Origin of the sequence: Mesorhizobium ventifaucium, from assembly GCF_935822925.1 — a bacterium.
GTDB lineage: Bacteria > Pseudomonadota > Alphaproteobacteria > Rhizobiales > Rhizobiaceae > Mesorhizobium > Mesorhizobium ventifaucium.
The window spans coordinates 295,274-309,069 of record NZ_CAKXZS010000003.1 but is presented as its reverse complement, the minus strand read 5'-3'; the positions used below and the strand labels follow the sequence as shown (position 1 = coordinate 309,069).

Below are 13,796 nucleotides of genomic sequence, written 5' to 3'. Positions count from 1 at the left end.
TGCGATATTCAACAGATTGTGGCGCGGCCTGATGCGCTCGCCGCTTTCGCAAGATGTTCGTTGTCTTCCCCAATATCCTTGCCTTCGTGACAGGCTTTCGCCATGAAGGCCGATGAGCTCCGCTTTGCCAGCCAGCACACGCCAGCGGCTCGACGAACTCCTCGTCGCGCGCGGCCTGTTCCCCAGCCGCTCTCGCGCCCGCGACGCGATCGAGCGCGGCACCGTGACGGTTGACGGCGTCATCGCCCGCAAGCCCGGCCAGATCGTCCGGGCTGATTGCCTCATAACCGTCGATGATCCGGCGCAGGGCTATGTGTCGCGTGCTGCGCTGAAGCTGATCGCCGGACTCGACTATTTCGGCTTCGATCCAGCCGGCAGCGAAGCGCTCGACGTCGGCGCCTCGACCGGAGGCTTCACTCAAGTGCTGCTCGGACGCGACGCGGCGCATGTCACGGCTATCGATGTTGGGCATGGCCAGATACATCCGGATATCGCTGGCGATCCGCGTGTGACCGTCATCGAGGGATTGAACGCCCGTGATCTTTCGGCCGCCGATCTTGCCGATCGCATTCCAGATTTTATCGTCTCCGACGTCAGCTTCATCTCGTTGAAACTGGCGCTGCCGCCGGCGCTCGCGATTGCCAGGATCGGCGCCAAAGCAATATTTCTGGTCAAGCCGCAATTCGAGGCGGGCCGCGAGGCGATCGGCAAGGGCGGCTTGCTGAAAGACCCATACGATGCCGCGCGGGTTGCCGGCCTGCTGCAGGATTGGCTGGACGGCGTCCCCGGCTGGCGCTCGCTCGGACTGCATCTGTCGCCGATCGAAGGCGGCGACGGCAATCGCGAGTTCCTGCTCGCCGGGATCAAGGACGCCGGAGTCGAGAGCAAGGGGATCGGAGGCCGATGACGGCGCGCTTCACGATCACACGGCTGGGCTCCCAGGGCGACGGCGTCGCCGAGACCAAAACCGGCGAGCTTTTCATTCCGTTCACGCTGCCCGGTGAAACCGTCACCGCCGCGCGCGAAAAGGACCGTGCCACGCTGATGTCGGTGCTGGAGGCTTCGCCGCTTCGCATCGACCCTGCCTGTCGGCATTTCACCGAATGCGGCGGCTGCGCCATCCAGCATCTCGAGGCCGAAGCTTATCATCGGTGGAAGCGCGACAAGGTTGCGCATGCGCTCAACAGCAAGGGCATCACTTGCGACATTGACGCGCTGGTGCCATGCGCGCCGCAGACGCGTCGGCGCGTCGTGTTCACCGCACGGCGGAGCGAGGCCGGCATGCTGCTCGGCTTCGTTCGGGCGCTGTCGTCCGAAATCATTTCCATTGAGGAATGCCCGATCTCGCTGCCCGAGATCGTCGCAATGCTCGACCGGCTGAGGGCACTCGCCGAACTGGTTTGCGCAACGACGAAATCGTTCCGAATGACGGTCACGGCGACCGGTTCCGGCCTCGATGTCGCGGTTCACGAGTCCGGCAAGCTCGGCGAGAACCAGCGCCGCGTCGCCTCCAATTTCGTCATCGCTCAGGGGTTGGCCAGGCTTTCGATCGATGGCGAGATCATCATCGAGCCCAAAAAACCGGTGGTCACATTCGGCGGCGTCGCTGTAGCGGTGCCGCCGGGCGCCTTCCTGCAGGCCACCGAGGCCGCCGAGCAGACGATGGTGGACGCCGTCGGCCGGCACCTCGCGCGCGCCAAAAAGGTTGCCGATCTCTTCGCCGGCTGCGGCAGCTTTGCGCTGCGCCTCGCCGCCAAGGCGGAGGTCCATGCGGTGGAAGGCGATGCGGCAGCGCTTCTGGCGCTCGACCGGGCGTTCCGTTTCGCCAGCGGTCTCAAGCGGGTGACCAGCGAACGCCGCGACCTGTTCCGGCGGCCGCTTACATTTAAGGAGTTGAATACCTTCGATGGCGTTGTCTTCGACCCGCCCCGTGCCGGCGCTGAGGACCAGTCCAGGCAGATCGCCCGTTCCGACGTGCCGCTTGTCGCCGCGGTTTCCTGCAATCCGGTGACGCTGGCGCGCGACTTGCGCATCCTTGTCGAAGGCGGCTACGCCCTCAAAAGCGTGACGCCGATCGACCAGTTCCTGTGGTCGCCGCATGTCGAGGCCGTCGCGCTTCTGGAGAAGCCGAAGCGAAGGCGGTAGCTGATCCGCATTTGTTGAGCTTGAATTTCGCGTAGAATGAGCATATTTTGAGCGTGTTCTGTTCAAAATGTGCCAGGAACCTGTTATGAATACCGCAGCTCTCGATATCAGAGCATCGCGCTTTGGCGACGAGCGGACGCCATTTCTTTCGGCAAGACGGGTGGCTGAACTGCTGGGGGTCAATCTGACCGAACTGGCGGGCCTGATCGGCGTCGCGCGCAACACGCTTGCCGCCAAGACCGGCGCGCGCAAGGTCGACGCCGCCCTGAGTCCGATCGTCCGTATCCTGGCGATGGCAGGCGAGATGGCCGGCGATGAACAGCGTGCGGCGATCTGGTTCAAGCATCAGCCGATCCCCGGCTGGGCGGGAAAGACCGCCTACGATCTCGTTCGAGAGGGCAAGACGGACAAGGTGCTTGCCTATCTGGAGGCAGTCCGCTCCGGCATCTATGCCTGAAAACAGACTGAGCCTATGGCGCGCCTTCGTGCCGCGTTGGGCGCATCTGCCGCTTTCTGGCGAAGGGGCGGCCCGCTTTGGCGGTCGCTGGAATCCGGTAGGCGCCCCGACGATCTATGCCGCAGGCGAATTGTCCACTGCCTGGGCGGAGTACAATCAGGGCTTTGTCCAACATCCGGCGCTGATTGCGCAACTCGCGCTTTCAGGCGCGCGGCTGGCCGACCTGACGGACGCTGATGTGCTGACCAAGCTCGGCGTCACGGCAAAAATTCACCGATGTGAATGGCGCGACATCATGGATCAAGCCCTGGTGCCTGAGACGCACACGCTGAGGGATCGCCTGATTGCCGATGGGCAGCATGGCGTGATCTACCCGTCCTTCATGTCGCCGGGTGGCACATGCGTCGCCCTCTGGCGATGGAACGAGAGAGACGCACCCCGTCTGAAGGTCATCGATCCCGACCATCGCTTGCCGAAAACCCCGGCTTCGTGGCTGTAGCAGTTCGAAACTGGGCGTGGCTATCGATCAGCGCCCGGGCGCGGGAAGACTGTGTCGGATGCTCGACTGTCAGGTAGCGTTCGACAAGATTGGGATCAATCGCGAGCATGGCGCCGCCGCGCTTCGGCCAGCACACCCGCATCCATTTCTTCCAACGTCTTCGGCCTGCCGCTATGAGGCAGCGACGCGAAGACGTCCTCGAACCGCGTTGCGGCAAGGGCCGGCGCAGACCTCAGCAGGACGCCTTCCGGGGTGTCCTCGACCAGAAGGCGTGTGCCGCCCCCCATTGCCTCCGCTTGCGGATCGCGCTGGGCAGGGTGACCTGCCCCTTGGTCGAGACAGTGGTTGCGAGCCTTTCCGGGTTAGCCATCGCGGTGCATCCTATGATGTAAGACGAAAACGCAGGTTCTATCAAACCCGCGTTCCGCCGACCGTCATCTGGTTCATCCTGAGGTGCGGCTGGCCGACGCCGACCGGCACGCCCTGGCCGGCCTTGCCGCACATGCCGATGCCGGTGTCGAGCGTCATGTCGTTGCCGATCATCGAAACTCGATGCATGGCATCCGGCCCATTGCCGATCAGCATCGCGCCCTTGATCGGCTGCGTCACCTTGCCGTTCTCGATCATGTAGGCCTCGGTGCAGCCGAACACGAATTTTCCCGAGGTGATGTCGACCTGGCCGCCGCCGAAGGAGACGGCATAGATGCCGTTCCTGACCGAGGCAATGATTTCGTCCGGCTCCATGTCGCCGGAAGTCATATAGGTGTTGGTCATACGCGGCATCGGCTGGTGCGCATAGCCTTCGCGCCGTCCGTTGCCGGTGGCGTTCATGCCCATCAGCCGGGCGTTCTGGCGATCCTGCATATAGCCGACAAGCTTGCCGTCGTCGATCAGCACATTGCGGGCCGACGGCGTGCCTTCATCGTCGACGGTCAGCGAGCCGCGCCGCTCGGCCATGGTGCCGTCGTCCACGACTGTGACGCCCTTGGCGGCCACCTGCTGGCCCATCAGTCCGGCGAAGGCCGATGTCTTCTTGCGGTTGAAGTCGCCTTCCAGCCCGTGGCCGACGGCCTCGTGCAGCATGACGCCCGGCCAGCCGCTGGACAGCACGATATCGAACGTGCCGGCCGGTGCCGGGATGGCCTCGAGGTTGACCAGCGCTTGCCGCAGCGCTTCCTTGGCGGCGTGCTTCCAGCTCTCCTCGACCAGGAATTCGCCAAACCCTTTGCGTCCGCCCATGCCGTAGGAGCCGCTCTCCTGGCGGTCGCCGTCGCCGACCACCACCGACACATTGATCCTGACCAGCGGGCGGATGTCGCGCACCATCTGGCCGTCGGCACGCACGATCTCGACATGCTGCCAGGAGGCGGCGAGCGACGCCGTCACCTGCCGCACGCACGGATCCTCGGCTCGCAGCCACGCATCGATTTCCTGAAGGAGCTTGGCCTTGGCCTCAAAGGAGGGCGAGGGGATCGGGTTCTCGTCGCCATAGAGATGGCGGTTGATACGGGCGGGAGCCGCAGCAAGCGTGCCGGAATAGCCGCTCTTGACGGTTGATACGGCGTCGGCCGCGCGCAGCAGCGATGCTTCCGAAAGATCGCTGGAATGCGCGTAGCCACTCGCTTCGCCGGCGACGGCGCGCAGGCCAAAGCCTTGGTCTGTGTTGAAATTGGCGGTCTTCAGCCGGCCATTGTCGAACATCAGCGCTTCGCTCTCGCTGTATTCGAGGAACAACTCGCCGTCGTCGGCGCCGTTGATGGTCTCGGCGACAATCTGCTTGATGCGATCGTCGGAAATGTCGAATTGGCCGATGAGGCTGTTCATGGCAGGTCCGTCCGTGGAAAGAGATTGTCCTCACGATGTAGGCGCGAAGGCGCGTCCAGACAATCGGCAATGACCATTGTCTGTGCATGACCCCGAAAATCGGAATCGATTTTCGGAAAGGATCATGCGCAAAATCAAAGCGCTACAGCGTCCTTTGCGCGTCCTTGGACGCGCGGCGCTGTAGCCAAAGGCGGTCACAATCTCATTTTCGTCAGCAGGGTTTTGGGCCTCTCGCCCCGTCTCAAGGCAGGGCGGCGAAACCGTCGGCGAAACCCTTGAGCTCGACCGGGATGCCAATGCCTTCCTCCGGCGTCTGGAAGACGATGAAGGTGGCTGACGTTCCGGTCTTCAGCGTATCGAGCAGTGGCTTTTCGAGAATGACCTCGGCATAGCAGCCGTCCTGGAAGCAGCGCACGAAATAGGCCCGGCCGATGTCCTTGCCGTCGACATTGAGGCCGAGCCCGTTGGGCAACAGCACGCCGAGCGGCGCCAGCACGCGCAGGATTTCGGCCTTGTTGTCGGCAGTGCGCAGCACGACGACGGAAAGCCCCATCTCGGGACGGTCTTCGGCGACGACGTTCTGCATCATCACGCATTGTTCCGATGTGGCGCCAGCCGGCGTGTCGCAGATGATCGACCATGCGCCATGCGTCGTCCGCACCTTGCCGCTTGGCTGCGCGGCATTGGCCTTGCTGACGCCAAACGAGCCAACATAGGACAGGCCGATCCCAGACAAGCCAACGCCAGACACGGCAGCAAGAAGGATGACCTTCGCCAAGCTTCTCGAAAGCCCCAATAGCGAAACCCCAAGTCTCGAAAGCCCAAGTCTCGAATGCCCAAGTGTCGAATGCCCAAGTCCCCAAAGCCAAGAGTTCATGACGGCTCCATTGCGAATCACGGCACTTTAAGCCGCGCCAAGGGCAAGTAAAGGATGAGACCACTGCCGGCCTGCCTCGACCAAGGCAATTGTGCGCTTTTCCGTGCCAAATTCGCCCGAATTGCGACCGACCGGCGCATTTTGCCAAGGGACTCCGCCGCTCGGACTTTCGCGAGTCCGCCACCGCCGCGGCCGCCGCCACAAGGCGCAGCCGCGCTTGCGCGCAAAAATGCCGCACGGTTTCCCCCGCTCCTTTCTTGCAGAGGCAAATAGAGTATGGTTTGAACCAGCCTCGGGACTGTCCGGGATTCCCGTCCCGGCGTTGTTCGATATTCTTGCGGGCCGATCGCGAGGAACTGGGAGATAATGACGGCAATGAGAAAATTCCTAGCAGGCGCCAAATTCCTGACAAGCGCTTGGGCTGCCGCCACACTGTTCACCGGGGCGTCCGCCCATGCGGCCCAGCCTGCGCCGTGGGAGGTGAGCTTCCAGCCCGCCGCCACCGACATGATGCGGCAGATCGCCTGGTTCGAGCACTATACGCTGTGGTTCATCGTGCCGATCACCCTCTTCGTGCTCTTTCTTATCGCCTATTGCATCCTGAAGTTTCGCGCGAGCGTCAACCCGATCCCGTCGCGCACCAGCCATAACACGCTGATCGAGGTGATCTGGACGGTTGGGCCGGTCGTCGTCCTGCTCTTGCTCGCTATCCCCTCGTTCCAGCTCCTGACCGCGCAATACACACCGCCGGAGGAAGCCAAGCTGACCGTCAAAGCGACGGGAAACCAGTGGAACTGGGACTACGAATACCAGACCGAAAACACGCTTTCCTTCAACTCGGCGATCCTGGCGGATACTGACCGCGCCGCGGCTGGCAAGGAAGATCGGGCCGTCTATCCGCGCCTGCTTGCCGTCGACAACGAGATGGTGGTGCCGGTCAACACCATGACCCGGGTTCTGGTGACGGCGGCGGACGTGATCCACGCCTTTGCCATGCCGTCCTTCGGCATCAAGACCGACGCGGTTCCGGGTCGCATCAACGAGGTCTGGTTCAAGGCGGAAAAGGAAGGCCTGTATTACGGCCAGTGTTCGGAGCTCTGCGGCAAGGACCACGCCTTCATGCCGATCGCGATCCGCGTCGTCTCCGACGCCCAGTACAAGACCTGGCTGGCAGCAGCCGGCACCGACCTTCCCGGCGCCAACAAGGCGCTGATGGCCGAGGTCGACGGCAAAGACAAGGTAGCGGCCGCCGGCAACTGATGCCGCGACCAAAAAAGATCAGGGAACGGAGCCGAACATGGCAGACGCTGCAGCTCACGACCACGACCACAAGCCGTATCATGGCTGGGTCCGGTGGGTGTATTCGACCAACCACAAGGATATTGGCACGCTCTACCTGATCTTCGCGATCATGGCGGGCTGCGTCGGCGGTGCCCTTTCGGTCGTCATGCGCATGGAACTGCAAGAGCCTGGGATCCAGATTTTCACCGGCCTGGCGCAGATGGTCTACGGCTTGAACGCCGACGCCGCACTCGACGGCGGCAAGAGCATGTACAATGCCTTCACCACCGCCCATGCGCTGATCATGATCTTCTTCATGGTCATGCCGGCGCTGATCGGCGGCTTCGCCAACTGGATGGTGCCGATCATGATCGGCGCGCCCGACATGGCGTTCCCGCGCATGAACAACGTTTCGTTCTGGTTGCTGCCGCCGGCTTTCATCCTGCTGATCATCTCGGCCTTCGTGCCGAGCGCGCCTGGCGCCTACGGCGTCGGCGGCGGCTGGACGATCTATCCGCCGCTATCGACCTCGGGCCAACCGGGACCGGCGATGGATCTTGCGATCCTGTCGCTGCACATCGCCGGCGCCTCGTCGATCCTCGGCGCCATCAATTTCATCACCACCATCTTCAACATGCGCGCGCCTGGCATGACGCTGCACAAGATGCCGCTGTTCGCCTGGTCGGTGCTGATCACCGCTTTTCTGCTGCTGTTGTCGCTTCCGGTCCTGGCCGGCGGCATCACCATGCTTTTGACCGATCGCAACTTCGGCACTACCTTCTTCGCGCCCGATGGCGGCGGCGACCCGATTCTATTCCAGCACCTGTTCTGGTTTTTCGGGCACCCGGAAGTCTACATCCTGATCCTGCCGGGCTTCGGCATCGTCAGCCACATCGTCTCGACCTTCTCCAAGAAGCCTATCTTCGGCTATCTCGGCATGGCCTATGCCATGGTCGCGATCGGTGCGGTCGGCTTCATCGTCTGGGCGCACCACATGTACACGACCGGCCTGTCGCTCGACACGCAGCGCTATTTCGTCTTCGCCACCATGGTCATCGCGGTGCCGACGGGCGTGAAGATATTCTCGTGGATCGCCACCATGTGGGGCGGGTCGATTTCGCTCAAGACCCCGATGCTGTGGGCGATTGGCTTCATCTTCCTGTTCACCGTCGGCGGCGTTACCGGCGTCCAGCTTGCCAATGCCGGTCTCGACCGTCCGCTGCACGACACCTATTACGTGGTCGCGCATTTCCATTATGTGCTGTCGCTAGGGGCGGTCTTTGCCATCTTCGCCGGCTGGTACTACTGGTTCCCGAAGATGACCGGCTACATGTATTCGCCTGTCATCGCCAACACCCACTTCTGGGTCACCTTCGTCGGCGTCAACCTGGTCTTCTTCCCGCAGCATTTCCTCGGCCTCTCCGGCATGCCGCGCCGCTACATCGACTATCCGGATGCGTTTGCCGGCTGGAACATGGTGTCGTCCTACGGCTCGTATATATCGGCCGTCGGCGTGGTGATCTTCCTTTATGGCGTGTTCGAGGCCTTCCAGAAGAAGCGGGTGGCCGGCGCCAACCCATGGGGCGAGGGTGCGACGACGCTCGAATGGCAGCTGCCTTCGCCGCCGCCCTTCCACCAGTGGGAACAGCTGCCGAAGATCAAGTAGGCTTCTGCTGGGAATACGGAACCGCCGGTGCGCCGGCGGTTTTGGCCAACGGAATGATGGACGTTAAGTACGCATGGCCCTTGTCGACGACACATTGACTGACGAACCGGGCTTTCGCATGTCGGAAGCGACGGCGGGCGATTTCTTTGCCCTGTTGAAGCCGCGCGTCATGTCGCTGGTGGTGTTCACCGCCTTTGTCGGCCTGGTCGCGGCACCTGTGGCCATCAATCCGCTTCTGGCGGTGATCGCGATCCTGGCCATTGCCATTGGTGCTGGCGCGTCCGGCGCGCTCAACATGTGGTATGACGCCGATATCGATGCGGTGATGACCAGGACCGCCAGCCGTCCGGTGCCGGCCGGCCGCGTCCGGCCAGGCGAGGCGCTGAGTTTCGGCCTGGTGCTGTCGGTGCTGTCGGTGATGACGCTCGGCGTGCTGGTCAATTGGTTGTCAGCCACACTCTTGGCCTTCACCATCTTCTTCTATGCCGTCGTCTACACGATGTGGCTGAAGCGCTGGACGCCGCAGAACATTGTCATCGGCGGTGCTGCCGGCGCCATTCCGCCGGTGATCGGCTGGGCCGCGGTGACCGGAACCGTCAGCCTGGAAAGCGTCGTCCTGTTCCTCATCATCTTTTTGTGGACGCCGCCGCATTTCTGGGCACTCGCCCTCTTTAAGTCGGAGGACTATGCCAGGGCCGGCATACCGATGATGCCGAATGTCGCCGGCCAGGGTTCGACCCGACGCCAGATCTTTGCCTACGCGCTGATCCTTGCCCCGGTTGGCGTGCTGCCATGGCTGCTCGGTTTCACCACGCCCGCCTACGGCGTCTTTGCGGTGCTGCTGGGCGCCGGCTTCGTCTGGTATGCATGGCAGGTGCTGCGGATGGCGGACGACGACCATGTGATGAAGCCGGCCAAGGCATTGTTCGGCTATTCGCTGCTCTACCTCTTTGCCATTTTCGCCGTCTACCTTGCCGACTGCGTTGTCGGGCGCGTGCTGACCATGGGCGGAGCATGACCATGGCCGACAAGAAGCTTGAACTCGTCACGCTGACGGAGCGCCAGCAGAAGGCCCGGCGCAACCGCTCGGTAGCCATCGGCCTGGCACTGGCGGTGCTTGTCGTCATCTTCTATATCGCGACCGTCGTGAAATTCGGTCACAACCTCACCGGAACGATGTGAGGCTCAGATGAACCGCCGAACGGTGACCCATCCTCAAAACAAGAACACCAACCGCATCGTCGCCGGGATCTGCATTGCCTTTTTCGGAGGCATGATCGGCATGGCCTATGCTGCGGTGCCGCTCTACGCGATGTTCTGCCAGGCGACCGGTTACGGCGGCACCGTGAAACGCACAACGCAGCAATATGCCGACCGCGTGCTCGACCGCGATATCACCATCCGTTTCGACGCCAACACAGCCGGCGTGCCCTGGCAGTTCCAGCCGGTCGCACGATCGGTCACCATCAAGATAGGCGAGACGGCGCAGGCGCATTATAGCGCCACCAACAAGTTCGTCCGCGCCACCACGGCCCGCTCGACCTTTAATGTGCAGCCGGAACTGGCAGGATCTTACTTCAACAAGGTCGAGTGTTTCTGCTTTACCGACACGACGTTGAAGCCTGGCGAGACGGTGGACATGCCGGTCGTGTTCTATGTGGATCCCGACCTCGTCAACGCGCCGGAGCTGAAGGACCTGAAGACGATTACCCTGTCCTACACGATGTTCCCGGTCGAGAAGAGCGAGAAGACCAAGCCGGTGGCGTCGACAGTGCCGGCCGAAGGCACAAGCAACAAAGTTTCACATACCGAACGAAGCCTCGGGGGTTGATATGGCAGACGCGCACGCAAAACCACAACATGACTACCATCTCGTCGACCCTAGCCCGTGGCCTTTCCTCGGCTCGGTCGGTGCGTTGGTCACCGCAATCGGCGGCGTCTGTTACATGCAGTATCTCAAGGGCAGCGATTTCCCGATCTTCGGCTTCAACATCGCTAATCCGTGGCTGTTCTACATTGGCCTTTTGATCGTCATCTACACCATGTACGCGTGGTGGTCGGACACCATCAAGGAAGCGCATGAAGGCCACCACACGCGTGTCGTGTCGCTGCATCTGCGCTATGGCATGATCATGTTCATCGCTTCCGAGGTGATGTTCTTCGTCGCCTGGTTCTGGGCTTTCTTCGACGCCAGCCTGTTTCCCGGCGAGGCACAGCAATATGCCCGCGCCGCCTTCACCGGCGGTGTCTGGCCGCCGAAGGGTATCGAGGTCCTCGACCCCTTCCACCTGCCGCTCTACAACACCGTCATCCTGCTTCTGTCGGGCACCACGGTGACCTGGGCGCATCACGCGCTGCTTCATGGCGATCGCAAGGGGCTGATCAACGGCCTGGTGTTGACTGTCGGTCTCGGCATCCTGTTCACCATGGTGCAGGCTTACGAATACATGCACGCGCCGTTCGGCTTCAGGGATTCGATCTACGGCGCCACTTTCTTCATGGCGACCGGCTTCCACGGCTTCCACGTCATCATCGGCACCATCTTCCTGCTGGTATGCCTGGTCCGCGCGATGAAGGGCGACTTCACGCCCAAGCAGCATTTCGGCTTCGAGGCGGCCGCCTGGTACTGGCACTTCGTCGACGTGGTCTGGCTGTTCCTGTTCGCGTCGATCTATGTCTGGGCCTCGAGCGGTGCGGTGATCGAAGGTCACTGAAATCTTCCTGAGGAAATCGATGAGGCGGCTGCGGCGACGTGGCCGCCTTATCTTTTGGGGTGAAGGGCACTAAAGTATCGGAATGAGTGACGATAAGGCGATCTGGCCACCAATCGATCCAATTTCGGCTGGCCTGCACGGCCGCTGCCCGCGCTGCGGCGAGGGACAGCTGTTTTCCGGCTTTCTCACCCTCGGCAAACGCTGCGCCAATTGCGGCCTCGACTATTCCTACGCCGACGCCGGCGACGGTCCAGCTGTGTTCGTCATCCTGATCATCGGCTTCATCGTCGTCGGGCTGGCGCTGTGGATGGAGGTGACGCTGAATCCGCCGCTCTGGCTGCATTTCCTGCTGTGGATACCGCTGACGCTGGTGCTTTGCCTGGGCGCGCTCAGGCTGATCAAGGGTGTGCTCCTGACGCTGCAATACCGCAACAAGGCGGCAGAGGGCAGGCTGGACCTCGGCGAATGAGCACGACATCGGATTCAGTCAGCCGTTCGCGGCCGAAGACGGCATTGCTGCTTGGCCTCGGCCTCGTGCTGTTCTTGATCCTGCTGGCGCTCGGCACCTGGCAGGTCCAGCGCCTGTACTGGAAAGAGGGTCTTCTCCAGACCATCGGCCAGCGCACGTATTCCGCACCTGTGCCGTTGGCCGAGGTCGAAAAGCGGTTCGCCGCCAGCGGCGATGTGGATTACACGCCGGTGACGGCATCAGGCACGTTCCTGCATCAAGGCGAGCGACATTTCTTCGCGACCTGGGAAGGCCAGTCCGGTTTCGATGTCTTCACGCCCTTGCATCTGGAGGACGGCCGCTTCGTTCTGATCAATCGCGGCTTCGTGCCCTACGATCTCAAGGACGCGGCCAAGCGCCCGCAAAGCCAGGGTGCGGGCCAGGTGACGGTGACGGGGCTCGCCCGCAATCCGCTGCCGGCAAAGCCCTCGATGATGCTTCCCGACAATGATCCGCAAAAGAATATCTTCTACTGGAAGGATCGCGATGCCATGGCGGCCAGCGCCGGTCTGCCGGCCGGCGCGGGGTTGGTGCCATTCTTCATCGACGCGGACGCCACCCCGAACCCGGGTGGGCTGCCGGTCGGCGGCGTGACAATCATCGACCTGCCGAACAGCCATTTGCAATATGCCGTAACCTGGTACGGCCTTGCCGCTGCCCTTGCCGGCGTCCTCATCTTCACGCTTCGCCGCCCGGCGAAAGAAGAATGATCGGCACCGGCGCCCTTGACAGGGCAGGGGCGCGCACCTCATTTCGCGCCTTGAGTTCAAGACTTGAGTTCACGCTGCGACCAACCGGCCGGGAATCATGCTTCACACGACCACAAAGCCACCGCTGACGATAAGGCTCTGCCAGCCGCGGGGCTTCTGCGCCGGCGTCGACCGCGCCATCCAGATCGTCGTGCTGGCGCTGAAGAAATACGGCGCGCCGGTCTATGTTCGCCACGAGATCGTACATAACCGCTACGTCGTCGAGGGGCTGCAAAGCCTCGGTGCGGTGTTCATCGAGGAGCTCTCCGAGATACCGGCTGAGCATCGTCAGAGTCCGGTCGTCTTTTCGGCGCATGGCGTGCCGAAGTCGGTGCCGGCGGACGCCCAGGCGCGCAACCTCTTCTATCTCGACGCCACCTGCCCGCTGGTGTCGAAGGTCCACAAGCAGGCAATGCGCCATCAGCGGCTCGGCCGCCATGTGCTTCTGATCGGCCATGCCGGCCATCCGGAAGTCATCGGCACGATGGGGCAGTTGCCGGACGGCGCTGTCACCTTGATCGAGACCGAAGCCGACGCCGCGAATTTGGTGCCCGCCGACCCGCAGGCGCTCGGTTTCGTCACCCAGACGACTCTGTCGGTCGAGGACACCGCCGGCATCATTCGGGTGCTTAAGGATCGTTTTCCCCATTTGCATGCGGCGGCAGCGGAATCGATCTGCTACGCCACCACCAATCGCCAGGAAGCGGTAAAGGAGACTGCCGCGGGTGCCGATCTCTTCCTGATCGTCGGCGCTCCTAACTCCTCAAATTCGCGGCGTCTTGTCGAAGTGGCCGAACGCGCCGGCGCCTCGATGTCGCTTCTGGTGCAGCGCGCCTCCGAAATTCCATGGACCGACATCGCCGGAATCTCGACGCTCGGTCTGTCGGCTGGTGCCTCGGCGCCGGAAATCATCGTCGACGAGATCATCGATGCGTTCCGGCAGCGCTTCGACGTGACCATCGAGCTGGCGGTGACGGCGACAGAAACGGAGGATTTTCCGGTGATGCGGGTCCTGCGCGACGTCGAACTGACGGCGGCCGACATGGCCTTCGTCAACGGAGCCGCGTGAAGAGCCC

General features: G+C 62.6%; 15 protein-coding genes and 1 pseudogene. 13 read left to right on the top strand and 3 right to left on the bottom strand.

Annotated elements, in window-relative coordinates; all coding sequences use genetic code 11:
- Positions 1 to 112 precede the first annotated feature (112 nt).
- The 4 genes from NMG70_RS03310 (at position 113) to NMG70_RS03295 (ending at position 3,101) form a co-directional block, all read left to right on the top strand.
- Positions 113 to 907 (top strand): TlyA family RNA methyltransferase, encoded by a 795-nt coding sequence (locus tag NMG70_RS03310; protein ID WP_254023197.1) that lies wholly within the window; start codon positions 113 to 115, stop codon positions 905 to 907.
- The gene (locus NMG70_RS03305) at positions 904 to 2,145 is read left to right on the top strand and encodes a class I SAM-dependent RNA methyltransferase (protein ID WP_254023196.1); all 1,242 of its coding nucleotides are present in this window, start codon (positions 904 to 906) and stop codon (positions 2,143 to 2,145) included. Before NMG70_RS03310 ends, NMG70_RS03305 begins: the two co-directional genes overlap by 4 nt.
- An 85-nt stretch (positions 2,146 to 2,230) precedes the next feature.
- A complete protein-coding gene (locus NMG70_RS03300) occupies positions 2,231 to 2,602 on the top strand; it encodes an antitoxin Xre/MbcA/ParS toxin-binding domain-containing protein (protein WP_027152353.1) in 372 nt (123 codons plus the stop codon).
- Positions 2,568 to 3,101, top strand: a complete 534-nt coding sequence (locus NMG70_RS03295; RefSeq protein ID WP_436798342.1) for an RES family NAD+ phosphorylase — start codon at positions 2,568 to 2,570, stop codon at positions 3,099 to 3,101. The genes NMG70_RS03300 and NMG70_RS03295 overlap by 35 nt, the downstream gene beginning before the upstream one ends.
- 95 nt (positions 3,102 to 3,196) lie before the next feature.
- On the opposite strand, the pseudogene NMG70_RS03290 reads toward NMG70_RS03295, so the two are convergent.
- From NMG70_RS03290 to NMG70_RS03280, 3 genes and pseudogenes are all read right to left on the bottom strand, one after another.
- Positions 3,197 to 3,471: pseudogene (locus tag NMG70_RS03290) on the bottom strand (AbrB/MazE/SpoVT family DNA-binding domain-containing protein).
- A gap of 41 nt (positions 3,472 to 3,512) precedes the next feature.
- Positions 3,513 to 4,925: a metalloprotease TldD gene (gene tldD / locus NMG70_RS03285; RefSeq protein ID WP_254023194.1), complete on the bottom strand. Its 1,413-nt coding sequence runs from the start codon at positions 4,923 to 4,925 to the stop codon at positions 3,513 to 3,515.
- 241 nt (positions 4,926 to 5,166) lie between these two features.
- Positions 5,167 to 5,802: an invasion associated locus B family protein gene (locus NMG70_RS03280; RefSeq protein WP_436798333.1), complete on the bottom strand. Its 636-nt coding sequence runs from the start codon at positions 5,800 to 5,802 to the stop codon at positions 5,167 to 5,169.
- Between the two features lie 375 nt (positions 5,803 to 6,177).
- Here NMG70_RS03280 and coxB point away from each other — a divergent pair, with 375 nt between their 5' ends.
- From coxB to ispH, 9 genes are all read left to right on the top strand, one after another.
- The gene (coxB, locus tag NMG70_RS03275) at positions 6,178 to 7,062 is read left to right on the top strand and encodes a cytochrome c oxidase subunit II (RefSeq protein ID WP_254023192.1); all 885 of its coding nucleotides are present in this window, start codon (positions 6,178 to 6,180) and stop codon (positions 7,060 to 7,062) included.
- Positions 7,063 to 7,099: 37 nt separating this feature from the next.
- The gene (gene ctaD / locus NMG70_RS03270) at positions 7,100 to 8,749 is read left to right on the top strand and encodes a cytochrome c oxidase subunit I (RefSeq protein WP_254018901.1); all 1,650 of its coding nucleotides are present in this window, start codon (positions 7,100 to 7,102) and stop codon (positions 8,747 to 8,749) included.
- Positions 8,750 to 8,822: 73 nt separating this feature from the next.
- The gene (locus NMG70_RS03265) at positions 8,823 to 9,767 is read left to right on the top strand and encodes a heme o synthase (protein ID WP_254023191.1); all 945 of its coding nucleotides are present in this window, start codon (positions 8,823 to 8,825) and stop codon (positions 9,765 to 9,767) included.
- Positions 9,764 to 9,931 carry a cytochrome c oxidase system small membrane protein gene (locus NMG70_RS03260; protein WP_023799323.1) on the top strand — a complete coding sequence of 56 codons (168 nt, stop codon included), beginning with the start codon at positions 9,764 to 9,766 and terminating at the stop codon, positions 9,929 to 9,931. The genes NMG70_RS03265 and NMG70_RS03260 overlap by 4 nt, the downstream gene beginning before the upstream one ends.
- A 7-nt stretch (positions 9,932 to 9,938) precedes the next feature.
- Positions 9,939 to 10,580 carry a cytochrome c oxidase assembly protein gene (locus NMG70_RS03255; RefSeq protein ID WP_254023190.1) on the top strand — a complete coding sequence of 214 codons (642 nt, stop codon included), beginning with the start codon at positions 9,939 to 9,941 and terminating at the stop codon, positions 10,578 to 10,580.
- Between the two features lies 1 nt (position 10,581).
- The gene (locus NMG70_RS03250) at positions 10,582 to 11,463 is read left to right on the top strand and encodes a cytochrome c oxidase subunit 3 (RefSeq protein ID WP_254023189.1); all 882 of its coding nucleotides are present in this window, start codon (positions 10,582 to 10,584) and stop codon (positions 11,461 to 11,463) included.
- Between the two features lie 82 nt (positions 11,464 to 11,545).
- The gene (locus NMG70_RS03245) at positions 11,546 to 11,932 is read left to right on the top strand and encodes a DUF983 domain-containing protein (RefSeq protein ID WP_254023188.1); all 387 of its coding nucleotides are present in this window, start codon (positions 11,546 to 11,548) and stop codon (positions 11,930 to 11,932) included.
- Entirely contained in the window at positions 11,929 to 12,681 is a 753-nt protein-coding gene (locus NMG70_RS03240; protein WP_254023187.1) for an SURF1 family protein, read from the top strand. The genes NMG70_RS03245 and NMG70_RS03240 overlap by 4 nt, the downstream gene beginning before the upstream one ends.
- Positions 12,682 to 12,778: 97 nt before the next feature.
- Positions 12,779 to 13,789 carry a 4-hydroxy-3-methylbut-2-enyl diphosphate reductase gene (gene ispH, locus NMG70_RS03235; protein WP_254023186.1) on the top strand — a complete coding sequence of 337 codons (1,011 nt, stop codon included), beginning with the start codon at positions 12,779 to 12,781 and terminating at the stop codon, positions 13,787 to 13,789.
- Positions 13,790 to 13,796 lie beyond the last annotated feature (7 nt).

Bases quoted from the DNA above. Each gene is read 5' to 3' on its own strand.
- NMG70_RS03260 (WP_023799323.1), top strand. From the start codon at position 9,764: ATGACCATGGCCGACAAGAAGCTTGAACTCGTCACGCTGACGGAGCGC.
- NMG70_RS03280 (WP_436798333.1), bottom strand. From the start codon at position 5,802: ATGAACTCTTGGCTTTGGGGACTTGGGCATTCGACACTTGGGCATTCG.
- coxB (WP_254023192.1), top strand. From the start codon at position 6,178: ATGAGAAAATTCCTAGCAGGCGCCAAATTCCTGACAAGCGCTTGGGCT.
- NMG70_RS03300 (WP_027152353.1), top strand. From the start codon at position 2,231: ATGAATACCGCAGCTCTCGATATCAGAGCATCGCGCTTTGGCGACGAG.
- NMG70_RS03240 (WP_254023187.1), top strand. From the start codon at position 11,929: ATGAGCACGACATCGGATTCAGTCAGCCGTTCGCGGCCGAAGACGGCA.
- NMG70_RS03245 (WP_254023188.1), top strand. From the start codon at position 11,546: ATGAGTGACGATAAGGCGATCTGGCCACCAATCGATCCAATTTCGGCT.
- NMG70_RS03305 (WP_254023196.1), top strand. From the start codon at position 904: ATGACGGCGCGCTTCACGATCACACGGCTGGGCTCCCAGGGCGACGGC.
- ctaD (WP_254018901.1), top strand. From the start codon at position 7,100: ATGGCAGACGCTGCAGCTCACGACCACGACCACAAGCCGTATCATGGC.
- tldD (WP_254023194.1), bottom strand. From the start codon at position 4,925: ATGAACAGCCTCATCGGCCAATTCGACATTTCCGACGATCGCATCAAG.
- NMG70_RS03250 (WP_254023189.1), top strand. From the start codon at position 10,582: ATGGCAGACGCGCACGCAAAACCACAACATGACTACCATCTCGTCGAC.
- NMG70_RS03265 (WP_254023191.1), top strand. From the start codon at position 8,823: ATGGCCCTTGTCGACGACACATTGACTGACGAACCGGGCTTTCGCATG.
- ispH (WP_254023186.1), top strand. From the start codon at position 12,779: ATGCTTCACACGACCACAAAGCCACCGCTGACGATAAGGCTCTGCCAG.
- NMG70_RS03255 (WP_254023190.1), top strand. From the start codon at position 9,939: ATGAACCGCCGAACGGTGACCCATCCTCAAAACAAGAACACCAACCGC.
- NMG70_RS03310 (WP_254023197.1), top strand. From the start codon at position 113: ATGAGCTCCGCTTTGCCAGCCAGCACACGCCAGCGGCTCGACGAACTC.